Origin of the sequence: Selenomonas bovis DSM 23594, from assembly GCF_000381005.1 — a bacterium.
Lineage (GTDB): Bacteria > Bacillota > Negativicutes > Selenomonadales > Selenomonadaceae > Selenomonas_C > Selenomonas_C bovis.
This window is the reverse complement of record NZ_KB908379.1, coordinates 255,812-278,567: the sequence shown is the minus strand read 5'-3', so window position 1 is coordinate 278,567 and position 22,756 is coordinate 255,812. Positions and strand designations below refer to the sequence as shown.

General features: G+C 61.5%; 22 protein-coding genes and 1 pseudogene. 21 read left to right on the top strand and 2 right to left on the bottom strand.

The window, feature by feature from the left end; translation table 11 throughout:
• Positions 1-229 precede the first annotated feature (229 nt).
• The 5 genes and pseudogenes from aroC to F599_RS14595 all read left to right on the top strand — a co-directional run bounded on the left by aroC (position 230) and on the right by F599_RS14595 (position 6,249).
• Complete coding sequence (gene aroC / locus F599_RS0101345; RefSeq protein ID WP_019541735.1) at positions 230-1,384, top strand: chorismate synthase; 1,155 nt, start codon at positions 230-232, stop codon at positions 1,382-1,384.
• Positions 1,385-1,387: 3 nt separating this feature from the next.
• Entirely contained in the window at positions 1,388-1,918 is a 531-nt protein-coding gene (locus F599_RS0101340) for a shikimate kinase (RefSeq protein ID WP_019541734.1), read from the top strand.
• Complete coding sequence (gene aroB, locus F599_RS0101335; RefSeq protein ID WP_019541733.1) at positions 1,911-3,020, top strand: 3-dehydroquinate synthase; 1,110 nt, start codon at positions 1,911-1,913, stop codon at positions 3,018-3,020. Before F599_RS0101340 ends, aroB begins: the two co-directional genes overlap by 8 nt.
• Positions 3,021-3,234: 214 nt before the next feature.
• The gene (ilvD, locus tag F599_RS0101330; protein WP_019541732.1) at positions 3,235-4,890 is read left to right on the top strand and encodes a dihydroxy-acid dehydratase; all 1,656 of its coding nucleotides are present in this window, start codon (positions 3,235-3,237) and stop codon (positions 4,888-4,890) included.
• Positions 4,891-5,128: 238 nt separating this feature from the next.
• Positions 5,129-6,249 (top strand): annotated as a pseudogene (locus tag F599_RS14595) (MBL fold metallo-hydrolase).
• Between the two features lie 34 nt (positions 6,250-6,283).
• On the opposite strand, the gene F599_RS0101315 reads toward F599_RS14595, so the two are convergent.
• Positions 6,284-6,421, bottom strand: coding sequence for a LysR family transcriptional regulator (locus tag F599_RS0101315; protein WP_019541730.1), 138 nt, complete (start codon positions 6,419-6,421; stop codon positions 6,284-6,286).
• Between the two features lie 175 nt (positions 6,422-6,596).
• On the opposite strand from F599_RS0101315, the gene F599_RS0101310 reads away from it, so the two are divergent.
• The 10 genes from F599_RS0101310 (at position 6,597) to F599_RS16140 (ending at position 12,955) form a co-directional block, all read left to right on the top strand.
• Positions 6,597-6,806 carry a hypothetical protein gene (locus F599_RS0101310; protein ID WP_019541729.1) on the top strand — a complete coding sequence of 70 codons (210 nt, stop codon included), beginning with the start codon at positions 6,597-6,599 and terminating at the stop codon, positions 6,804-6,806.
• The gene (locus F599_RS0101305) at positions 6,803-7,222 is read left to right on the top strand and encodes a cupin domain-containing protein (RefSeq protein ID WP_019541728.1); all 420 of its coding nucleotides are present in this window, start codon (positions 6,803-6,805) and stop codon (positions 7,220-7,222) included. Before F599_RS0101310 ends, F599_RS0101305 begins: the two co-directional genes overlap by 4 nt.
• 24 nt (positions 7,223-7,246) lie before the next feature.
• Complete coding sequence (locus F599_RS0101300) at positions 7,247-7,702, top strand: carboxymuconolactone decarboxylase family protein (RefSeq protein WP_019541727.1); 456 nt, start codon at positions 7,247-7,249, stop codon at positions 7,700-7,702.
• Between the two features lie 33 nt (positions 7,703-7,735).
• Complete coding sequence (locus F599_RS15455; protein WP_019541726.1) at positions 7,736-7,885, top strand: hypothetical protein; 150 nt, start codon at positions 7,736-7,738, stop codon at positions 7,883-7,885.
• A gap of 169 nt (positions 7,886-8,054) precedes the next feature.
• Positions 8,055-8,696: a flavodoxin gene (locus F599_RS0101290; RefSeq protein ID WP_019541725.1), complete on the top strand. Its 642-nt coding sequence runs from the start codon at positions 8,055-8,057 to the stop codon at positions 8,694-8,696.
• A 154-nt stretch (positions 8,697-8,850) separates the two neighbouring features.
• On the top strand, positions 8,851-9,351 hold the full coding sequence (locus F599_RS0101285) for a flavodoxin family protein (RefSeq protein ID WP_019541724.1): 501 nt from the start codon (positions 8,851-8,853) through the stop codon (positions 9,349-9,351).
• A gap of 196 nt (positions 9,352-9,547) precedes the next feature.
• Complete coding sequence (locus F599_RS0101280; protein WP_019541723.1) at positions 9,548-10,828, top strand: purple acid phosphatase family protein; 1,281 nt, start codon at positions 9,548-9,550, stop codon at positions 10,826-10,828.
• 461 nt (positions 10,829-11,289) lie between these two features.
• Complete coding sequence (locus F599_RS16235) at positions 11,290-11,589, top strand: ADP-ribosylglycohydrolase family protein (protein WP_026327728.1); 300 nt, start codon at positions 11,290-11,292, stop codon at positions 11,587-11,589.
• A 102-nt stretch (positions 11,590-11,691) separates the two neighbouring features.
• Entirely contained in the window at positions 11,692-12,168 is a 477-nt protein-coding gene (locus tag F599_RS0101265) for a hypothetical protein (protein WP_026327727.1), read from the top strand.
• Between the two features lie 505 nt (positions 12,169-12,673).
• Positions 12,674-12,955, top strand: coding sequence for a POTRA domain-containing protein (locus tag F599_RS16140; RefSeq protein ID WP_277613080.1), 282 nt, complete (start codon positions 12,674-12,676; stop codon positions 12,953-12,955).
• On the opposite strand, the gene F599_RS0101255 is transcribed toward F599_RS16140, so the two are convergent.
• Positions 12,885-14,660, bottom strand: coding sequence for an Rqc2 family fibronectin-binding protein (locus F599_RS0101255; RefSeq protein ID WP_019541719.1), 1,776 nt, complete (start codon positions 14,658-14,660; stop codon positions 12,885-12,887). The two genes, F599_RS16140 and F599_RS0101255, sit on opposite strands and share 71 nt — an antisense overlap.
• A gap of 255 nt (positions 14,661-14,915) precedes the next feature.
• On the opposite strand from F599_RS0101255, the gene feoB reads away from it, so the two are divergent.
• The 6 genes from feoB (at position 14,916) to F599_RS15725 (ending at position 22,475) form a co-directional block, all read left to right on the top strand.
• Positions 14,916-17,300, top strand: coding sequence for a ferrous iron transport protein B (gene feoB, locus F599_RS0101250; RefSeq protein WP_019541718.1), 2,385 nt, complete (start codon positions 14,916-14,918; stop codon positions 17,298-17,300).
• Between the two features lie 276 nt (positions 17,301-17,576).
• Positions 17,577-18,041, top strand: a complete 465-nt coding sequence (locus F599_RS0101245; RefSeq protein ID WP_019541717.1) for a CtsR family transcriptional regulator — start codon at positions 17,577-17,579, stop codon at positions 18,039-18,041.
• Positions 18,042-18,121: 80 nt separating this feature from the next.
• Positions 18,122-18,670 carry a UvrB/UvrC motif-containing protein gene (locus F599_RS0101240; RefSeq protein WP_019541716.1) on the top strand — a complete coding sequence of 183 codons (549 nt, stop codon included), beginning with the start codon at positions 18,122-18,124 and terminating at the stop codon, positions 18,668-18,670.
• Positions 18,657-19,760: a protein arginine kinase gene (locus tag F599_RS0101235; protein ID WP_019541715.1), complete on the top strand. Its 1,104-nt coding sequence runs from the start codon at positions 18,657-18,659 to the stop codon at positions 19,758-19,760. The genes F599_RS0101240 and F599_RS0101235 overlap by 14 nt, the downstream gene beginning before the upstream one ends.
• Positions 19,757-22,330 (top strand): ATP-dependent Clp protease ATP-binding subunit, encoded by a 2,574-nt coding sequence (locus F599_RS0101230; protein ID WP_019541714.1) that lies wholly within the window; start codon positions 19,757-19,759, stop codon positions 22,328-22,330. The genes F599_RS0101235 and F599_RS0101230 overlap by 4 nt, the downstream gene beginning before the upstream one ends.
• Complete coding sequence (locus F599_RS15725; RefSeq protein ID WP_019541713.1) at positions 22,317-22,475, top strand: hypothetical protein; 159 nt, start codon at positions 22,317-22,319, stop codon at positions 22,473-22,475. The genes F599_RS0101230 and F599_RS15725 overlap by 14 nt, the downstream gene beginning before the upstream one ends.
• Positions 22,476-22,756: the final 281 nt, after the last annotated feature.

Below are 22,756 nucleotides of genomic sequence, written 5' to 3'. Positions count from 1 at the left end.
TTGCGCTCTTGGGATTTACATAGTAAGCTCAACGCACAAACGTCCACTTTGTGGACATTGTGCGCCCGCCCTTGCAGTAAATCTAGCCAATCGCGTGGCGCCTGACGGCTTGCGCTCTTGAGATTTACATAGTAAACTAGAGAAAATGCTGATTTTGCTAATAGCGGCGCACGATGTCCGTGAAGCGGATATTTGTGCGCATTGTTTTTGAGAGAATGAGGTGGCATGAATGAGTGAATTACGCTTCCTGACGGCAGGAGAGTCTCACGGCCCCTGCCTGACGGCCATTCTGGAGGGCCTGCCGGCGGGGCTGGCGCTGGATATCGAGGCGATCAACCGCGACCTGGCGCGGCGCCAGCAGGGCTACGGGCGCGGCGGCCGTATGAAGATCGAGAAGGACAAGGCGGAGATTCTCTCCGGCGTGCGTTTCGGGGAGACGCTGGGCGGCCCCATCACGCTGCGCGTCGTGAACCGTGATTTCGCGAATTGGACGGACCGCATGGCGGCGTTCGGCGCGCCGTCCGGAGAGCCGGTCACGGCGGCGCGTCCCGGTCATGCCGACCTCACGGGCTGCAAGAAATACGCGCGCAGCGACATCCGCGATATCCTCGAGCGCTCGAGTGCGCGGGAGACGACGATGCGCGTCGCGGTCGGTGCGCTCTGCAAGGAATTCCTGCGCTCGCTCGGCATTGACGTGGTCTCTCATGTCACAAAGATCGGCGGCGTGGCTGTCAATCCCGACCATATCGATGTCATGAGCATCGGCAGGACGGAGTCTGAGCTCAATTGCTGCGACGCGGAGGCGGAGGAGCGCATGAAAGCGCGCATCCGCGAGGCGATGGCAGCGGGTGATACGCTCGGCGGCACGTTCGAAGTCATCGTGCGCGGCGTGCCAGTCGGACTCGGCTCTCATATCCAGTGGGATCGTCGGCTCGACGCGCGGCTCGCGGGCGCGATGATGTCCATCCAGGCCATCAAGGGCGTGGAGATCGGCGCCGGCTTCCGCTATGCCGATCAGCCGGGCAGCGCGATGCACGATGAGATGTACATCGAGGGCACGCATGTCTATCGCCGGACGAACAATGCGGGCGGACTCGAGGGCGGCATGACGAACGGCGAGCCGGTCGTCGTCCGCGCGGTCATGAAGCCTATTCCGACGCTGATGCAGCCGCTGCACTCCGTCGATATCGCGTCGAAGAAGCCCGTGCTCGCTTGCAAGGAGCGCAGCGATGCCTGTGCTGTCTCGGCGGCCTCCGTGGTCGGCGAGGCGATGACGGCCTTTGTCATCGCGCAGGCCATCGTCGAGAAGTTCGGCGGCGACGCGATGGTGGATGTGCGCACAGCGCTTTCCGCCTACAATGAGCGCGTAGAGAAGGACTGGTGAGCCATGAAGAACATCGTCCTCATCGGATTCATGGGCACGGGCAAGACGAGCACGGGACGTTCGCTCGCCCAGCGGCTCGGCTTCTCCTTTCTCGATCTCGATCAGAAAATCGAGGCGGAGGCGGGCATGAGCATCCCCGAGATGTTCGAGCGCCATGGCGAGGCGTATTTCCGCGCGCGCGAGCGTGAGATGGTCGCGCGCGTGGCAAAGCGCCGCAATACGGTCATCTCGACGGGCGGCGGCACGGTGAAAAGCCAGGAGAATATGGAGGCGCTGCGCGCGGGCGGCGTCGTCGTCTGCCTGCAGGCGGATGTCGATACCATCCTGCAGCGGACCATGACGCAGGGACAGCGGCCCGTGCTTGACGGCAGGGACGCGGGCGACCGCCGCAAGGCCATCGAACAGCTGATGCAGGAGCGCGCGCAGCTCTACACACATGCGGATTATACCGTTGATACGAGCGAGCTCTCGCCGCTCCAGGTGGTCGACGACATCGTGCGGTTCCTGCGGGGAAGGGGCGTTTTGCATGCATGAGGAAGGAACGGCGCGCGTCGTGCGCGTCGCACTGGGAAAAGACAGCTATGATATCGTGATCGGCCGCGGACTCGCGGCGCGGCTCAGCGCGTTCGTCAAGGAGCGGGACTACTCGCGACAAGCGCTCATCGTGACCGATACGAACGTCGGGCCGCTCTATGGGGAAAAGACGGCGAAGACGCTCCGCCAAGCAGGGCTGTCTCCCTTCATCTACACCGTTCCCGCGGGCGAGCCATCGAAGTCTCTCGCCGTGGCGGAGGGCATCTATACGGCGGTCATCGAGCACGGGCTTGATCGCAAGTCGCCGGTATTCGCGCTCGGCGGCGGCGTCGTCGGCGACCTCGCTGGTTTCATCGCGAGCACCTATATGCGCGGCGTGCCGTTCATCCAGCTGCCGACGAGCCTGCTCGCGCAGGTCGATTCGAGCGTCGGCGGCAAGGTGGCCGTCAACCACGCGCTCGGCAAGAATCTCATCGGTTGTTTCTATCAGCCGGACGCTGTATTCATCGACCTCGCGCTCATGGAAACGCTGCCCGCGCGGGAGATCTCCACGGGACTTGGGGAGATTGTCAAGTATGGCATCATCTATGATGAGGCGTTCTTCACGTTCCTCGAGCAGCACCAGCAGGAGGTGCTCTCGCTCGCGCCTGAGGCCGCCGTGCATATGATTGCGCGTTCCTGCGAGATCAAGGCCGCTGTCGTGAGCCAGGACGAGAAGGAGGCGGGCCTGCGCCGCATCCTCAACTACGGCCATACGATGGCCCATGCCATCGAGCAGGAGACGGGCTATGTGCGCTACAACCACGGCGAGGCCGTCGCCATCGGCATGGTCGGAGCCGCAGATATCAGCCGCCAGCTCGGGCTCATCGATGCGGCGACGGCTGCGCGCACGACAGCGCTCATCGCTTCGCTCGGCCTGCCGACTCAGGCGGAGGGCTGCACGGAAGATAAGATGTACGAGGAGATCTTTCACGACAAGAAGACCGTGAACGGCAAGGTCCACTGGGTTCTCATGGATCGCATCGGTCATACGCAGATCAGGAGTGATGTGCCAGAGAATGTCGTGCGTCAGGCCATGGCGAGCGTGCTCAGGCGCGACTGATGAAAGCGCACAGCAGCAGGGCGTGGCGACAGGATGAGCCTGTGGCCGCGCCCTTTTGCGCCTGCGCGCTGCCGCGGAAACTTTTCATTGCGGCCGCTTGAATTCTTTATATAAAAAGTGTAAAATTGTAAATCAGTAACACCAGCGCGGCGGGGGACTCCTGCCGCAGGCTGCGGGAGACCGCGGCCGCATTTGATAGTGAGGAGAGTTGTTTATGAGAAGCGATATTGTCAAGAAAGGCGCCACGCGTTGCGCGCATCGTTCTTTGTTCCATGCGAACGGCTACGGTGAGGAGGACCTCAAGAAGCCGCTCATCGGCATCTGCAATTCCTTCAATGAAATCATCCCGGGCCACATCCATCTGCGCGAGATTGCCGAGGCTGCAAAGCTCGGCGTCGCGGCCGCCGGCGGTACGCCGCTGGAGTTCCCGGCCATCGGTGTCTGCGACGGCATCGCGATGGGCCATACGGGCATGAAATACTCGCTCGCGAGCCGCGAGCTCATCGCCGACTCCATCGAGGCGGTCACGATGGCTTCCGGCTTTGATGCACTCGTCCTCATCCCGAATTGCGACAAGGTCGTGCCGGGCATGCTCATGGCGGCGGCGCGGCTCAATATCCCGGCGGTCGTTGTCTCCGGCGGCCCGATGCTCCCCGGCCGCTTCCATGGCCGCGACGTGAGCGTGAGCCAGGCGTTCGAGGCGGCCGGCAAATACGCGGCGGGCGACATGACGGACGCGGAGATGCACGAGCTCGAGGCGAAGTGCTGCCCGGGCTGCGGCTCCTGCGCGGGCCTCTTCACGGCGAACACGATGAACTCGCTGACCGAGGTGCTCGGCATGGGCCTGCCGGGCAACGGCACGATCCCCGCGGCCTACACGGGCGCACGCCGCCTGCTCGCGAAGCGCGCGGGCGCCGTCGTGATGGATCTGCTCAAGAAGGACATCAAGCCGCGCGACATCCTCACGCGCGAGGCGTTTGAGAACGCGATCACCGTCGACATGGGCATCGGCGGCTCGTCGAACACGGTGCTGCATCTGACGGCCATCGCGCACGAGGCGGGCATCGACCTGCCCGCGCCGCTCTTTGACGAGATCTCGCGCCGCACGCCGTACATCACGAAGCTCAGCCCGTCCGGCAAGCATCACATGGTCGACCTCGATGAGGCGGGCGGCATCCCCGCCGTCATGCATGAGCTCGCGACGAAGAACCTCATCCATCTCGACGCGCTCACGGTGACGGGCACGGTCGGCGACCGCATCAAGGATGCCGAGGTGCTCGACCGCAACGTCATCCACAGCGTCGACGCGCCGTACCGCAAGGAGGGCGGCATCGCCATCCTCAAGGGCAATCTCGCGCCGGACTACGCCGTCGTCAAGGCGTCGGCCGTGGCGGATGACATGCTCACCTACGAGGGCAAGGCGAAATGCTACAACTCCGAGACAGAGGCCTGCGATGCTATCATGGCCGGCGATATTCATGACGGCGACGTCGTTGTCATCCGTTACGAGGGACCGAAGGGCGGTCCGGGCATGCAGGAGATGCTCAACCCGACGGCCGTCATCACGGGCCGCGGGCTGAAGGTCGGCCTCATCACGGACGGTCGTTTCAGCGGCGCGAGCCAGGGTGCGTGCGTCGGCCACATCTCGCCGGAGGCAATGGAAGGCGGTCCGATCGCGCTCATCGAGGACGGCGACGTCATCGTCATCGACATCCCGAACCGCCGCCTCGAGCTCAAGGTCAGCGACGAAGAGCTCGCAAGGCGTAGGGCGAACTGGCACCAGCCGGAGCCGAAGATCAAGACGGGTTACCTCTCCCGCTATGCGAAGCTCACGACATCCGCGAGCACGGGCGCGGTGCTGAAGGCGTAATCTAGAGCAACTCAGCGAAAAAAAGCTGCCGCATGAGGCGTATCTCTTGCGGCAGCTTTTTCGTGTCAGGGCGAGACGCGATACGCGCGAAGCAGATGTGCGCGCATCTGGCTTTCTGCAGGTTTGCGGAGGAAATTGACCTTCCGGAGAAATCTTGCTATGATGGGGACGTCGGCGTCGCAGCTGCGAATCTTCTGTGGCGTGACTCGGACTTAGAGGATGAGAGAGGATACCAGCGATGACAAGACGTGAATTCATTGTGGCTGGGCTGGGACTGCTCGGCACGGCGGCAGCAGGTGGCGCGTATGCGTATGTTCACCTGCCGAAGTTTGGCAATCTACCGACGGGCGAACGCCTCAGGCGCATGCAGGCCTCGCCGCACTACCATGGCGACCATTTTGAGAACCTCGTGCCCGTCTCAGTTATGTCGGAGGAGGAAGGGGAGCACGAGAACCGCCTCGTCGCCACGTGGAAATTTTTGTTCGGCGATAAGACGGGGCTCGTGCCCGATGGTCCGCTGCCGACGCAGAAGACAGACCTTTCGGCGCTGTCGCGCGAGCGGGATGCCGTCGTCTGGCTCGGCCACTCAAGCTTCTTCGTGCAGCTCGGCGGCTATCGTATCCTCATCGATCCCGTCTTCAGCAGCTATGCCTCGCCGCTCTGGTGCATCAATCGCGCGTTCGCGGGCTCGAACGTCTACACGGCGGACGACTTTCCCGAGATCGACGTGCTCGCGCTGAGCCATGACCATTGGGACCACCTCGACTATTCGACGGTGATGGCGCTCAAGCCCAAAGTCCGTCAGGTCGTCTGCCCGCTCGGCGTCGGTGCCTACTTGAGCAGTGGGGCTACCCGGCAGAGAGCATCCACGAGGAAGACTGGGGGGCGGAGATCAAGCTCGAAGAGACGCTCTCCGTCCACATCCTGCCCTCGCAGCATTTCTCGGGGCGCTTCCTCAAGCAGAATGTGACGCTCTGGTGCGGCATGGCGTTCCTCACGCCGAAGCGCAGCCTCTACTACACGGGAGATGGCGGCTACGGCGCGCATTTCCAGGACATCGGCAGGACGTTCGGCGGCTTCGACTGCGTGCTCGCCGAGAACGGCCAGTACAACCTCGCCTGGCATGCGATCCACATGCTGCCAGAGGAAACAGCACAGGCCTGCGATGACGTCGGCGCGCGGCTCGTCATCCCCGCGCACAACAGCAAGTTCGCCCTGGCGCGCCATCCGTGGCAGGAGCCGATGGTGCGCCTCGAGGAGGCGAGCCGCGGGCGCTCCTATCGGCTCCTGACGCCTAAGATCGGCGCGCTCATCGACCTCGCTTCCCCCGCGGACACCTCCGATTGGTGGAGGGGGTAGGACAGGCAATCACTTCGCGGGCACGGCTCGATCATCACGGCGAAATCGATGAGCCCATGGGCGAGCTTTTCCTCGACGGCGTCGGCTGCGTCACATGCAGCACGTTGGCGGTCTCGGTCATGTTCTGCTCTCGCGCCACGGCCAGGAAATACGAAAGGGTACGAAGTTCCATGAGGATACGCCTCTCTTCCTTTTTACGTCTCTGTCTCCATTCTACAAGGCAGAGGCGTTTTTTTACAACCAATATTATACGAAAAATGTATTTTAGTCGCTAAAACATAAGCATTTCACATTTTACACCGCGCTTGCTATGATAGAACCATCAAGAGAGGGAAGGAGGGAAAGCGATGCATGAGGAACTCCTTGATGCTAGTTGCTCCCCCGCCTGTCAGGCAGAGTACGATGCCCTGCCTGACGACGCGGCGCGCCTCTGCTACCTGAAGCGGCACAGGCGTCGTCTGGTCGATGAACTGCACCGGCAGCAGGAAAAGCTTTCCTGCCTCGATTACATGATTTTTGAACTCGAACAGCGAGGGAAAGGACGGGACATCGTATGACACTTGAAGAGATCAAGCAGGCAAGTCCCTTCGCCATCGGCGGGGAGAATGTCAGCTATGCGCAGTACTTCGATGGGATGAGCTATCTGAACATGCTCTCGCTCGAGCAGGTCGCCGTCGGGAATGTGACGTTCTCGCCGGGGTGCCGCAACCACTGGCACATCCACCACGCGAAGTCGGGCGGCGGGCAGATGCTCCTCGTCACCGCTGGCCGTGGCTGGTACCAGGAATGGGGCAAGCCCGCGCGCGAGCTCAGGCCCGGCGATGTCGTCCACATCCCACCGGAGGTCAAGCATTGGCACGGCGCTGCGAAGGACAGCGCCTTCCAGCATCTCGCCATCGAGGTGCCGGGCGAGGAGACGAGCAATGAATGGTGCGAGGCCGTCAATCCGGAAGCGTACGAAGCGCTGCCGTGAGTCGCAAGGTGTGAGGTGTCAGGTATGAAGAGAAACGCTAAGAAGAAAGTCGTGGCAGCCCTGCTCACGGGGATCATGCTCATCGGCAGTGGATTTTCGATGAAAGAGGCAAGTGCAATGGAACAGCAGAATGAGAATGGAACGCAGAAAAAGGCCGTGAAGGTCGTGCAGACAGCAGGCCGCGATCAGCTCGGGGCTTTCGCGCCGGACTTCGCGCGCTACAACGATGATGTCCTCTTCGGTGAGGTCTGGAGCAAGAACGATGTGCTCTCGCTGCACGACCGCAGCATCGTGACGGTCTCCGCGCTCGTCGCGCAGGGCCTCACGGACAGCTCGCTCAAGTATCACATCGGCGAGGCGAAGAAGAACGGCGTGACGAAGGCGGAGATGGTCGAGGTCATCACGCAGCTCGGCTTCTACAGCGGCTGGCCGAAGGCGTGGGCGGCGTTCCGCTATGCCAAGGAGATCTACGCGGAGTAACGCGCAGCAAGGAGAAGGAAGCGGGAGGATGCCATGAACCGCAGGGAATTTTTGAAGGTCACCGGCATGGACAGGACCATCGAGGAATCGAAGCGCGTCTGCCCTGAGGCCGACTGGCAGTCGGGAGAGATGCTCAACGGCTTTTCGGACAGCAGGCTCGCAGCGTGGGTGAATGGTCAGTGAGTGACTCGGGTCTCACAGGGGCAGGGAGTCTTCTCTATGCGCTGCGCGTATGCTGCTATGAGAAATCGGAACTGTACGTTCGTTGCTTGCGTTCGTATGATGTATCTGTGAACAAATGAGGAATGACGTGTCAGCACTTCGCTGATGAAAGAGAAAGGGAGCGGAACGTATGAAAGTCAAGAAGATCCTGGCGCTCGTCATGGGTGCCCTCCTCGCCGTGATGGTGGCAGGCTGCGGAGCCGATGAGTCTTCCGGCGCGGCGGCATCGTCCGGGAAGGCAGCGTCGAGCACTGCCTCCTCGTCGGAAAAGCCGCAGGCGTCAGGCAAGAAAGCGCTCGTCGTCTATTACTCGGATACGGGCAGGACGGAACAGGTCGCGAAAGACCTCGCGAAGGCCAAGGATGCCGACCTCATGAAGATTGAGCCGACGCAGAAGTACACGAAGGACGATTTCGATTACAACAATCCGGACAGCCGCGTCAGCAAGGAACACGATGATGATACCCTGCGCGACAAGATCACGCTGAAGAAGACGATGCCGGACAACTGGGCGGACTATGAGACGGTCTACATCGGCTATCCAATCTGGTGGGGTATCGCCGCTTGGCCGATGAATGCCTTCGTCAAGGGCAACGACTTCACGGGCAAGCATGTCGTGACGTTCGCTACGGCCGCAAGCTCGCCGCTCGGCAGCAGCGGACAGCTGCTCAAGGAGATGGCAGGGAGTAAAGGCGACTGGGAAGACGGCACCTGCTTCACGGGCAGGATTGACGATGCCAAGGTCGCTGAGTGGGCGAAGTCGCTAAAATAAGGAACGGATCAGAGCGTTTGCAGCCAGGAGCAGGAAGTGTCGAAGCGACGTGGGTTCCTGCTTTTGGCGTTTCCCATGCCCTTCTCTGAACGTCCGTTGTTGGCGTGGACGGCGGGAGAAGGGGGGAGACGATGAAGGGAGAGGCGGAAATGCGATGAAGAAGGTATTGATTGTCTATTACACTTGGAGCAATGGCAACACGGAGAAGATTGCTGGTGAACTTCAACGCGCGACGAGGGCAGATCTCGAAAAGATTTCTATGGTACATCCTTATATGGGAAGCTATGAGGAGGTCGTGGCACAGGGGAAGCGAGAGGTGGAGAGCGGTTTTCTGCCAGAAATCCAGCCGCTCGCGCATGATCTTTCCCAGTATGAGGTGGTTGCTGTGGGGACCCCGACCTGGTGGTATACGATGGCACCGGCGGTCAAAAGCTTTTTCCATGACCATGACCTCAGCGGCAAGGAGGTCATCTTCTTCCAGACGCATGGCGGCTGGCCAGGTCATACGCTCAAAGATATGGCGGCAGCGTGCGCGGGAGCCACGGAAGGGCCGTCCATGACGGTGCAGTTCGACTCGACGGGCGGCAGTCAGCAGGTGACGGCACAGGAAGAGGTCGATGCCTGGCTCGCTGAAGCGAAGGCGTTCTTATCTTGAAGGAGGAAGCAGCGATGAAAGATCTCTCGAGGGTCCGTTGTAAAATGAACTTGAACAGTTAATCAAAAAATAAAATCCATAGTGACGCTTCATGCTAGAATGGCTCTGTAATAAATCACCAACGAAGGAGCAATCACTATGACTTGGTAAGATGAAAGCAAAGATCGAAGCAGAGGCAGGGAAAAGGGTGGTAGTGATGAAGAAGATCTCACGGCGGCAGTTCTTGCAGCTTTGCGCTGGCATGGCGCTGCTGGGCGGGGGCGGTTGGGCGTTTTCGCGCGGTCTCGACCTGCCAGAGGTGCGGGATAAGGCGGCGGCGGTGCTCGGCGGGGACAAGGTCCAGGCGCTGCGGCAGGTGGCGGCGAGCGACAATGCCACGGCGCGGACGATCATGTGGCAGTCGCCCGTGCAGCTCACCGCGCCGATGGTGGAGCTCTCGGGCGGTGCAAGGGACGGTAAGACCTTCCCCGCCCAGGAGGAGTCCTTCACGGATGATGGCGTGTCGTCGTATCTCTACACGGCGCAGGTCACGGGGCTGACGGCCGGCAGTACGCAGCAGTATCGTGTGTCCGTGGGCGGCGAGGCGGGCGATTGGCACGCGCTTCAGACGGACGGCGGTGGGGCGTTTACCGCGCTCGTCTTCCCCGACTCGCAGTCGAACGATTACTCGGATTGGCGTCACCTGGCGCAGGACGCGGCGGCGCGCGTGCCGGAGGCGGCGTTTTTCATCAACATGGGCGACCTCGTCGACAACGGGGAGGACCACGGGCAGTGGCGCGCTTGGTTTGAGGCGGTGGACGGCATTGCCGACCGCATCCCCGTGGCGCCGCTGCTCGGCAACCACGAGACGTACAACCAGGCGTGGAAGGTGCGGGAGCCCTTGGCGTACCTGCGCTATTTCGCCGTGCCGGGGAACGGGAGTGCGGAGGACGACCGCCGCTACTATTCCTTCGACTACGGGCCCGTGCATTTCCTCGTGCTCGACACGCAGCACGAGGAGGAGAAGGAGTGGCATCCAGAGCTCCTCGCGCGCCAGCAGGCGTGGTTCCGCGACGATGTACGGAAGTCGCAGAAGCCCTGGAACGTCGTGCTCATGCACAAGGACCCCCTGCAGTACCGCATCGGCAGCCGGCCGGAGCGGCAGGAGGGATTCTCCGATGAGGGGAAAGCGTGGATGCCGCTCTTCGATGAGGCAGGCATCGACCTCGTGCTCTCCGCGCATCTCCATACGTACCGCAACCGCGGCCACATCAAGGATTTCCGCCGCGACGAGAAGGGCCCGCTCTACATCCTGACGGGCGTGGCGGGCAACGTGCGCTATCCGGGGCTCTGGGTGGATCACGCGCTCGATACATATGTCGCGCCGCAGCCGGAGACGGACAACTACCTCACGCTCACGGCGGACTCCGCTGCGCTCTCCGTGCGCTGCTTCCTGCCGGACGGCGCGCAGATCGATGAGGCGACGCTGAGGAAATGAGCGCGGCAAGCCGCGAAAGAGAAGCCGGTTCATATAAAGGAATTTGAGGAGCTGGCCACTTGGCTCTCCTTGTCCTGCACGAAAACCGCTGCCTCCTCTTTGCTCAGGATTTCCTGGAATACCATCGGCCCCATCATGAGCAGGATGCGGGCTGAACTTGATGCAAATCCAGCCGCACGCTTCGTGGGCCTTGTCCGCATCGTTTACATGGCCTACGGATTTCGTAATATAGACAACATGATCGATATGATTATGCTCCGCTGCTCCGACATTGATGTAAGGTTGCCATGGGATTATGAAGCTGCTTAGCAGGCTGGGAATTTCTCCACACAAACTGATGATGCCTCTCATATTGACACAGCGTTGGTAGAGTTGGATGATGGTGGTTTCCAACGAATCGACATGTTGATTTCGCGCCGGAACTGTGCTTCTCATAGCCGAGAAATCTTGCCAGTTCCGCTTTGAGGACGGCATGGACGCCTTCTTCAATTGATTTTACACTATCGCGGTTTGAGTGGCTCAATTACCGCCACAAGGATTTCACGCTATTCCATCCGAAGTGCCGTCCGACGGATAACACCATTACATTCTTCCCCTCGACGGACTTCGAGGACGCCATCCGCAATGCCATCTCGATTGGCGGCGACAGTGATACCATCGCCGCCATCGCTGGCAGCCTCGCTGAGGCCTGCTACGGCATCCCCGAGGGCTTGCGCGAAGCCGCCGTGCAGCCCTCGACGCGCCATTGCAGGTCATTGTGACGGCCTTTGAGACAGCCTTCCAAGCTTCTTTCCATGCAGTTTTCATGCAGGTTCTGTAGAATAAAATAAAATTTTATTCTATTTAGATGCATGGAAACGGAGATGATTATGATGAAAAAATGGATTCCTTCACTGGCTGCTGGTGCTGTTCTGACGATGAGCGCGGCAGTCTGTTCTGCAGCTGTCCCGTCATCGGCACTCGTCGCTGGCGGCATTGAATACGGAGCTTCTGAGGACTACGTCCGGCAGGTGTACGGCGCGCCGACAGAGGTGGAGACGAAGCACCATACGGTGTGGAATGGCGAGGTAACGGAATACGAGTACGGCGATTCCTTCGAGCTGAAGTTCGTCGACGGTTACGCACGCCACGTCGAGATTTCCCGCCACAATGGCATCAAGACTGCCGCAAACATCGAAGTCGGCTCCACCCTTGACGCCGTCAAGGCAGCCTACGGTGAACCCGACAAGATCCGCGGGGATAAGTACATCTACTACTGCGATGAAGACCAGAGCATCGGGCTCGTCTTTGAGATTGAGAATAGCCGTGTCGACGAGATAGAGATGGGCTATCTGGGCTAATTGCCTTCCCAGTGACAGTGCTTGCAGGTATAGATGGCTTATGCTGCCATCAGACATAGAAAGGTCGGCGGGTCAAAGCGCCGGACCCTTTCCATTTTGAGTTGGGAACACGGTTCTTCAACGTCAGGCTAACCGAATATCTACTTCAGGATTGTTGCTACAAGTGTAGCGAAATCTATTGGCAAGGATCGTATCTCGATAAAAACAGAGGGCCCGAAAAGTCCAGTACCAGACTTTTCGGGTCCTCTGTTTCGAATGGCGACGAGTCCGCCGCATGCCGAAGTCAACTCTATGGGGAGTTGCGGCTGATGCTGGCGGAAGGACGGATTGGCGAAGTTCGCTTTGCTGATGGCGGCAAGGAAGTCTATTGGAAGTCGGCATTCCCTTTCCGAGAGGGAGATATTCTTAAGGAACCGCTGATTAAATGAGGTGCCATGAATTTGCGTAGATGCGCTGTATCTCTCTAGGAGACAAACCGGAGGCGTAGCAGAGCTACGCTGAGGATTTGTCGACGACGAGAGGACAGTGCAGATACGCAAAGGCAGGGTGCCGAATTAATCAGCGGTTCCTTAATCTCCGCGACATTGAGCAGGGATTGGAGCAGATGAAGCGACTGCCTTTAAAGGATGCCAAAGTTCCGCTGATACCCTCGGAGAAGCCTGGGTTTACAGGCATTGTGCTAAATGTAATGCAAGGGTGCAATGTTTACGGATCGATTACCCTTGATGATTCGGGCTTTTCTTTTCGCGCTCGAGGACGCGCGCGAGCCGCTCCTCGTCGGGCGTGACGTAGACGGTCTGCTGGTTCGTGAAGATCACGAAGCCGGGCTTGGCGCCGGAGGGCTTTTTCACGTAGCGGATCTGCGTGTAGTCGACGGGGATGTTCGAGCCGCTCTGCGCCTTGCTGAAATGGGCGGCGAGCATGGCGGCGAGCAGGAGATTCTCATCCGTGAGCGGTTGGCCGCCGTTGCGCAGGATGACGTGAGAGCCGGGGATGTCCTTCGTGTGAAACCAGGTGTCGTTGTAGCTTGCCGTCTTGCAGGTGAGACGGTCGTTCTGGTAGTTGTTCTTGCCGACGAGGATGGCCGTGCCGTCGGGAGCGGTGAATTGGAAGGGCTTGGCGGGCTTGTCGTTGTTCTTTTTCTTCGGCTTTTCGTGCAGATAGCCGCCGGCGACGAGCTCGTTGTGGATCTCGTTGATCTCGGCGAGACTCGAGGAGGAGAGGAGGCTCGCCTCGATGCTCTCGAGGTAGGCGATATTTTCCTCGCAGTTACGGCGCTGCACGGCGAGCAGGCTCTGCGCGCGCTTGAGCTTGTCGTATTTCTTGTAGCAGGCCTGCATGTTGCCGATGATCGTGAGGCGCTGGTCGAGCGGGATGGTGATCTGCTCGCCGGTCTCGCTGTAGATGTTCGCCACAGTGATGGCTTTGTCGGCATGATCCTGGTACTGGTATTGATAGGTCATGAGGTTGTCACCGCGGATCTTCCAGTCCTCGGCATTCTCGGCAGCGGCGATTTCCTCGTCGAGCTTGCCGATTTTTGCCTGCGCGCGGTGGAGCTCGTTCTTCACGAGGCGGGTGAAGCGGTCTTTGTCGGGGAGGACGTAGCTGCCTGCGAGCCGGTCGGCGGCGTCGAGCATGGCGGAGAGGCTCGCGTAGCTGGTCGCCTTTCCCTCCGTGAGGTAGTGGAGCGGGAACGCCGCCATGGCGAGCAGCTTCCCATGCGCGTCGGTCACGATGGCGGGGGCTGGGGCGTCCGCGTCCGCTGCTTCCTTGAGCTCAGTGAGTGCCTGCCCGAGCGAGGCGAAGTCCGCCGCATCCATCTCGCGCACGAGGAGATTTGCCGGAAGCCCGGCGAGGAATGCCGCCTCGCGGGCGGAGACGGGGCCAAAGCCCATGCAGGCGGCGAGCAGGGCTTTCTGCAGCTTGAGCTCCTGCTGCTGTCTGACGCGCGCGAGGATGTCCGCGAGCGGAGATGCGAAGAGGTCGAGCTTGTCCTGCATGGGCGGCAGCTCGTAGGCATCTCCGGGCAAAACGGTGCGCACGCGGCTGCTCGTCGTGCCGATCTTGCGCAGGGCGTCGAGGATGATGCCGTCCTCGACGAGGATGATGTTGCTGTATTTGCCCATGAGCTCGAGCACGAGCGTCTTTGTCGTGATGCGCCCGCCCGCAGCGAGCGTGTCGATGTCTAGGAGCAGCAGGCGGTCGAGGCCGTGCTGTCTCAGCGCGGCGATGCGGCCGGTCTCGATCTGTTTTCTGAGTACCATGCAGAAGACGGGTGGCTCCGGCGGGTTCTCGAGCGGTTTCTCGAGGAGGTGCGCGGCGGGATTCGCGGGATTTGTCGTGATGTGGAGCAGGTAGTTCCTGCCCGGCTGGCGCACGGAAAGGATGATGGTCTGCTTGTTCGGCTGGGTGATTTTGTCGATGCGCCCGCCGATGAGGGCGCGGCTGAGTTCTTTGACGAGCGCATGCATGGAGAAACCGTCAAGGCTCATAGGGTATCTTCCTCGTTTCTTCCGGGAGCGCTGATGGCATCAGTGCGCCCTTTCGTGTTTTTTATTTATAGAAAAGTATAACATCGCACTGGGAGGCGGTCAAATAACGGGGCGTGCGTCCTGGCAGCAGGGGACTTTCCTTCGCTGCTGCGACGGGTTGCAGGCGGGATAAAGATGTTTTATGATAGGAATAGACAGAGAAGGTTCGTATGCCGCAACTGATGGCGGCAGCAGGGGAAAGGATGAAGGGGATTGATGACACTCGATGAATTGCAACCGGGGCAGGCTGCGGTGATCGCGCTGGTGCAGGGCACGGGGGCGCTGCGCCATCATCTGCTCGATATGGGGCTCACGCCGCGTGCAGAGGTATCGTTCGTGAAGCGCGCGCCGATGGGGGATCCGATCCAGGTGAAGGTGCGCGGCTATGAGCTGACGCTGCGGCTCGATGAGGCGCGGCTGCTCGTCGTGAGCGATGTGCGCGCGGCGGCGCGGCAGGCGGAGGAGACACCGCGCGAGACGCACCGCTCGATCCCGCATCCGGGCCGCGGGGAGTTCGACCGCGCCCCGAGCTATCACCGCCATGATAAGGCGACGGAGATCCCTGCGGGAGCGCCGCTCTCGTTCGCGCTTGTCGGCAATCAGAACTGCGGCAAGACGACGCTCTTCAATCAGCTCACAGGCGCGAACCAGCATGTGGGGAATTTCCCCGGCGTGACGGTCGACCGCAAGGATGGGCAGATGCGCCTGCATCCCGAGGCGCGCGTGACGGATCTGCCGGGCATCTACTCGCTCTCTCCGTACTCGAATGAGGAGATCGTCACGCGTGATTTCCTGCTGCATACGCATCCTGATGGCATCATCAACATCGTCGACGCGACGAATCTCGAGCGCAATCTCTACCTCACGATGCAGCTCATGGAGCTCGGCATCCCGATGGTGCTTGCGCTCAACATGATGGATGAGATGCGCGGCAACGGCGGCTCGGTGCATATCAACGAGCTAGAGCAGGCGCTCGGTATCCCTGTCGTGCCGATCTCCGCGGCGAAGAACGAGGGCATCGACGAGCTCGTCGAGCACGCGCTGCATGTGGCGCGCAACCACGAGCAGCCGTCGCGCATCGATTTCTGCGCGGACAGCGAGGATCCGGCCGATCCCGTGGCGGCCGTGCACCGCGGCATCCACGCGATGGCGCATCTTATAGAGCCGCTCGCGCAGAAGGCGGGGCTTCCCGTGCGGTTCGCGGCGACGAAGCTCATCGAGCATGATCCGCTCATCGAGGCGAAGCTCGCCATCCCGCCCGAGCAGAAGGTCATCTACGATAAGATTTCCGCCGTCATGGAGCAGGAGTCCGGCCTCGACGCGGAGGCCGCGCTCGCGAACATGCGGTTCGCGTTTCTCACGCGCCTCTGCCGGACGACGGTCGTGCGGCCGCATGAGAGCCGGGAACATCGCCGCAGTATGCAGATGGACCGCCTGCTCACGGGACGCTATACGGCCATCCCGATCTTCCTCGGCATCATGGCGTTCATCTTCCTCATGACGTTCAACGGCATCGGGGCATGGCTGACCTCGCTCATGGAGCTGCTCGTGAGCAGCGTGACGGATGCCATCGACGCGGGACTCACGGCGGCGGGCGTCAATCCCGTCATGCACGCGCTCCTCATCGACGGCGTGCTGCAGGGGGTCGGTACGGTCATCGGCTTCCTGCCGACCATCGTGACGCTCTATTTCTTCCTCTCGATTCTCGAGGATACGGGCTACATGGCGCGCGTGGCGTTCGTCATGGACAGGCTGCTGCGCAGAATCGGACTTTCCGGGCGCAGCATCGTGCCGCTGCTCGTCGGCTTCGGCTGCTCGGTGCCGGCCATCATGGCGACGCGCACGCTCTCGAGCGACCGCGACAGGAAGATGACGATCCTGCTCACGCCGTTCATGAGCTGCAGCGCGAAGCTGCCCATCTACACGCTCATCATCGGGGCGTTCTTCCCGCCGCATCTGCAGGCGGCAGTGATGATCGGGCTCTATCTTTTCGGCATCTTCTGCGGCATTCTCTACGCGCTCGTGCTCGATCATACAAAGTTCCGCGGCGAGCCGGTGCCGTTCGTCATGGAACTGCCGAACTACCGCATCCCCTCGGCGAAAAGCGTCGTGCGCCTCGTCTGGGACAAGGCGAAGGGCTTCGTGGTCAAGGCGTTCACCATCATCTTCGTGGCGTCCATCCTCATCTGGTTCTTGCAGATGTTTGACGGACAGCTCAATCCCGCGGCGGCGCCGGACGAGAGCCTGCTCGCGTCCATCGGTCGCCTGGTCGCGCCGCTCTTCGCGCCGCTCGGCTTCGGCGACTGGCGTGTCGCGACGGCCATTCTCACGGGCTTCACGGCCAAGGAGACGCTCGTCTCTACGCTCACGGTGCTCGCGGGCGAGGATATCCACGCGCTGCAGGCGCTCTTCACACCGTTCACGGCGCTCGTGTTCCTCGTGTTCACGCTGCTCTATACGCCCTGCGTCGCGGCCATCGCGACCGTGAAGCGCGAGTCCGGCGGCAGAAACGCGCTCTACACGGTGGTCACGCAGTGCGTGATTGCCTGGTGCGTGGCGTTCCTCGTCCGCTGTCTCGGCGGCTTGTTCGGCTTGTCCTGAGTGACGCGGCTGCTGGCAGCATATCGCGCCGCAGCAGCTATCCCTCAGCAACCTCTGGCGAAATATCGAGAAGGCCGGCGCGGCGCTTGCTGCATCGGCTTTCCTTTTTCAAGGGTGCCTCTGCATACGAGGCGCCCTCTGTCTGTCTGTGCCCCTCCGCAGGCTTTCGGCTGCGGAGGGGGCGGCCTGCATTTTTCTCTTGCCAAATGGGTGTATGTTTCATATAATAGAGTCGAGCAAAAGTCAAATAGTCAATCTAAAATAGAAGGTGGTTGTATGAGCAACATAGCAGACTTGATCGAGGCATACATCCGTCAGCAGCTTGCGCAGCAGCAGGATGGCAAGGTGGAACTGAGGCGCACGGATATCGCGGACAAGATTTCCTGCGCGCCGTCGCAGATCAGCTATGTGCTGTCGACGCGTTTCACGCAGGACAAGGGGTTCGTCGTCGAGTCGCGGCGCGGCCTCGGCGGCTATATCCGCATCGTGCAGGTGCCGGACCGGCAGCAGGTGAAGAATCTCATTTATGCCGATATGCGCAGCAAGATCACAGGTGATACGACGTATGGAGAGGTGGAGGGGATGCTCCACTACCTGCAGCAGCATGAGCTCATCACGCAGCGTGAGGCGGCGCTCTGCATGCAGGTCATCGATGGCCTGTTCCACTCGCCGACGATGGATGTCGCGGAGAAAGTGCAGATGATCCAGTCGCTTTTCCTGACGCTGGAGAAATTCTCGTAGGGAACCGCTGAATGAATCAGTGGTTTCCTAGGTGTGGCAATATCCGCAGGGAATGCCAGCTCGCAGAGGGAGGATATCGAATGATTTGTGATGATTGTGGCAAGAAGGAGGCCGTGGTCCATATCGTGCAGATCGGACCGAACGGCCGCGTGGAGAAGAATCTCTGCGAGGACTGTGCCCAGAAATACGGCAATACGATGTTCGCGCCGCAGGAGCGCGCGATGTCGGTGAATGATTTTCTGAAAGGAGTGTTCAGCAATACGCCGCGTCCGCGCGAGGAGGACACGCCCGAGGCGGAGGAGCTCGTCTGTCCGAACTGCGGCATGCGCTATCGCGATTTCCAGCAGACGGGCAAGATCGGCTGCAGCGTCTGCTACGATACGTTCCGCGCGCAACTCGAGCCGCTCTTGCGGCGCATCCACGGCTCGAGCGTGCACAGCGGCAAGATCCCGCACCGCACGGGCGGGCGCCTCGAGACGAAGCACGAGATCGAGGTGCTGCGCGCGGCGCTCAAGGACGCCGTAGCAAAGGAAGCGTACGAACAGGCGGCGGAGTACCGCGACCAGATCCGCGCGCTCGAGAAGAAGCTCATGCAGGAGGAAGGGGGCGAGGCAGATGCCGCAAGATAATTCGGTCACGCAGGATGTTTTCCACGCGAACCGCCTGCCATGGCTCACGAGCCAGGCACCGGAGAGCGATGTCGTACTCTCGAGCCGCATCCGGCTCGCGCGGAATTTCCGCAAGATCCCGTTCCCGAATCGGGCGGATTTCGAGCAGCTCGCGGCGGTGCTGCAGCTCACAGACGGCGCGATCCCGGCCGTGGCGGACGCGGCGCACAGGCATTTTGGCCGCTACGCGATGGACAAGCTCACGAAGCTGCAGCGGGAGGTGCTCGTCGACAAGCGTCTCATCACGGAGAATCTTGTGAAGAACCCGCAGGACCGCGTGGCCTTCCTCGCCGATGACGCGAGCGTGAGCCTGCTCGTCAACGAGGAGGATCATCTGCGCATCCAGTGCATGCGCGCGGGGCTCGATCTCGAGCAGGCCTATGCGCTCGCTTCCGCTATCGATGACGCCATCGAAGGACAGCTCGACCTCGCGTTCGACGAGAAGATGGGCTATCTCACGTCGTGTCCAACGAACCTCGGCACGGGCCTGCGCGCATCGGTCGTACTCCATCTGCCGGGGCTCGTCTATACGCGCAACATCAACAACATCATCAATATCTCGCAGCAGCTCGGTCTTTCGCTGCGCGCGCTCTACGGCGACGACAAGGAGGTCGTAGGCAACCTCTTCCAGGTCTCGAACCAGCTCACGCTCGGCTTCAGCGAGGAGGAGATCATCGACAACCTCAAGAGCGCCGTGACGGAGATCATCGCGCACGAGCGCCGCGCGCGCAAGGCGCTCTCGCTCTACATGAAGGAGCATCTCGAGGACGGCATCTGGCGCGCCTACGGCACGCTGCGCTATGCGCGGCTGCTCACGGAGAAGGAGGTCCTCACGCTCTTTTCCAAGGTGCGGCTCGGCATCGATATGCGCCTCATCAAAGAGGTCTCCGCCGACTGCTATCCGGAGATCCTCATCGGCAGCCGCACGAGCTGGCTCGAGATTCTCGCGGGAACGGAAAACATGTCGAGCGGCGAGCTCGACAAGCTGCGCGCGGAGACGGTGCGCAAGGCGCTCGCCGCGCATCCGGGCGAAGGGAGGCAGCAGGCATGAGGCAGGGAAGATTTACGAATCGCGCGGTTCATGCCATCGAGTTCGCGCAGTATGAGGCGCAGGAGCTCCAGCAGGACTATATCGGTACGGAGCATATCCTGCTCGGCCTCCTGCATGAAAAGGAGGGCATCGCGGCCAAGGCGCTCGGTGCCGTCGGCCTCGAGTTTGCCGCCGTGCGCCAGCAGGTGGAGAACGTGCTCGAGCAGGAGGAGCAGTATCCGTCGGACAACCCGTACTACACGCCGCTCGCGAAGCACGCGATGGAGATGAGCATGCGCGAGGCGCAGCGGCTCGGCCATAACTACGTCGGTACGGAGCATATCCTGCTCGGCCTCTTGAGCGACGAGTCGAGTGCTGGCGCGCGCGTCATCGAGTCGATGGGTGTCGACCTCGAGGAATTGCGCACGGCCGTCTACAACATGCTCGATGCGAAGCACCCAGACGCCGACGTGCAGGGCGCGGCGTCAGGCGGCAGGAAGAACGCGACGCCGCTGCTCAACCGCTACGGGCGGAACCTCAATGACATGGCGCGGCAGGAGAAGATGGATCCCGTCATCGGACGGGAAAAGGAGATCCAGCGCGTGATCCAGATCCTCTCGCGGCGCACGAAGAACAACCCCATCCTCATCGGCGAGCCGGGCGTCGGCAAGACCGCTATCGCCGAGGGGCTCGCGCAGCGCATCGTCGAGGGCACCGTGCCCTATATGCTGCAGGATAAGCGCGTCATGTCCCTCTCGATGGCCTCGCTCGTCGCGGGCGCGAAATACCGCGGCGAGTTCGAGGAGCGCCTCAAGGGTGTCATCGACGAGATCCGTCGTGCGGGCGACGTCATCCTCTTCATCGATGAGATGCATACGCTCGTCGGCGCGGGTGCTGCCGAGGGCGCGCTCGACGCCGCAAACATCCTGAAGCCCGCGCTCTCGCGCGGCGAGATTCAGATCATCGGCGCGACGACGCTCGATGAGTACAAGAAGCACCTCGAAAAGGATGCCGCGCTCTCGCGCCGTTTCCAGACCATCATGGTCGAGGAGCCGAGCGTCGACGATGCCATCGCCATTCTCAAGGGACTGCGTGACAAGTATGAGGCGTTCCATCGCGCGACCATCCAGGACGATGCCATCGTGGCTGCCGTCAAGCTCAGCCATCGCTACATCACGGATCGCTTCCTGCCGGACAAGGCCATCGACGTCATGGATGAGGCCGCGTCCAAGGTACGCATGAAGATGGTCGAGCAGCCGCCGGAGGTCAAGGCGGTCGGCGAAAAGCTCTCGCGCCTCACAAACGACAAGGAGGCCGCCATCACCTCGCAGGACTACGAGCGCGCCGCACATCTGCGCGACGCCGAGCAGAAGCTGAAGGAGGAACTCGCGGCGGCGAAGAGCCGCTGGGAGAAAAAGGAGGAAAGCCCCATCACGGTCACGGAAAATGACATCGCGGACGTCGTCGCGCTCTGGACGGGGATTCCCGTGCGCCGCATCGCGGCGAAGGAGTCCGACCGCCTGCTTCACATGGAGCGCGTGCTGACGCGCCGCGTCGTCGGGCAGGAGGAAGCCGTCAAGGCCGTCTCGAAGGCCGTGCGCCGTGCGCGCGCGGGCCTCAAGGACCCGAAGCGCCCCATCGGATCCTTCCTCTTCCTCGGTCCCACGGGCGTCGGCAAGACCGAGCTCGCGCGCACGCTCGCTGAAGTACTCTTCGGCAGCGAGGACAGCATCCTGCGTTTCGACATGTCCGAGTACATGGAGAAGTACTCCGTCTCGCGCATGGTCGGCGCGCCTCCGGGCTACGTCGGCTACGAGGAGGGCGGCCAGCTCACGGACGCCGTGCGCAGGAAGCCGTACAGCATCATCCTGCTCGATGAGATCGAGAAGGCGCATCCTGACGTCTTCAACCTGCTGCTGCAGGTGCTCGAGGACGGCCGTCTCACCGACGGGCAGGGACGCACGGTCGACTTCCGCAACACGGTCATCATCATGACGAGCAACGCGGGCGCGAACTTCCTGCGGCAGGCGCCGCCGGCGCTCGGCTTCGCGGCGAAGGAGGAGACGGACGAGGACAGGAACGAGAGCGCGAAAAAGCGCGTGCTCGCGGAGGTCAAGCGCATCTTCAAGCCGGAGTTCCTCAACCGCATCGACGAGCTCATCGTGTTCCATCCGCTCGGCCGCGCCGAGCTCGCGAAGATCGTCGACATCCTGTTGCGCGGCGTCAAGGACCGCCTCGCGGAGCGCGGCCTCTCGCTCGAGATCAGTCCCGCGGCGAAGAACAAGCTCGTCGAGCAGGGCACCGACTTCAAGTACGGCGCGCGCCCGCTCAAGCGCGCCATCCAGCGCCTCATCGAGGATCCGCTCGCCGAGCAGCTCCTCGCGCGCAAGTTCAAGGCGGGAGAGACCATCTACGTCAAGAAGACCGGCGATGCGCTCGATTTCGTCGCCAAGGTGAAAAAGGCGAAGGCGGCCAAAGCCACCGCTGGCAGCACGCACGCGAAGGCCGCGCATGCCAAAGGCGGCAGCGCGTCAGGCGGGACTGCCGGAAAGGAGCCGGCAGGCACCGGAGGCGTCCATGCGGAGGCGTAATCACCTCGCGCCGCGTGGCCGCACCGCGCGCCTCGGCAATCTCGCGGCGAATCTCCTCTGGTCGCTCGTCTGGCTCGGCCGCGCCTGCGTGCGCCGTGTGCGGCGCAGGCAGCGCGAGAGACAGCAGATGAAAAACGGCAAATGAGAAAGGGCAGCACCTATGTCGGAAAAGGCGTAGGCGCTGCCTTTTTTGGGACGTTGCTTTTCTCATCGCAGATACAGCATCATGAACTGAAGCGCGGCACACCGCCGCGCAAGAGCAATCGTGGCCACCCCCCCGGATATACTGCCAGATGCGGACAGGAAGCCTGCACGGCGAATTGTACTTGAGGAACCACTGATTCATTCGGCACCCTGCCTTTGCGTATCTGCACTGTCCTCTCGTCGCCCTACAATCCTCAGCACAAAACGCGATGGAGCGTTTTG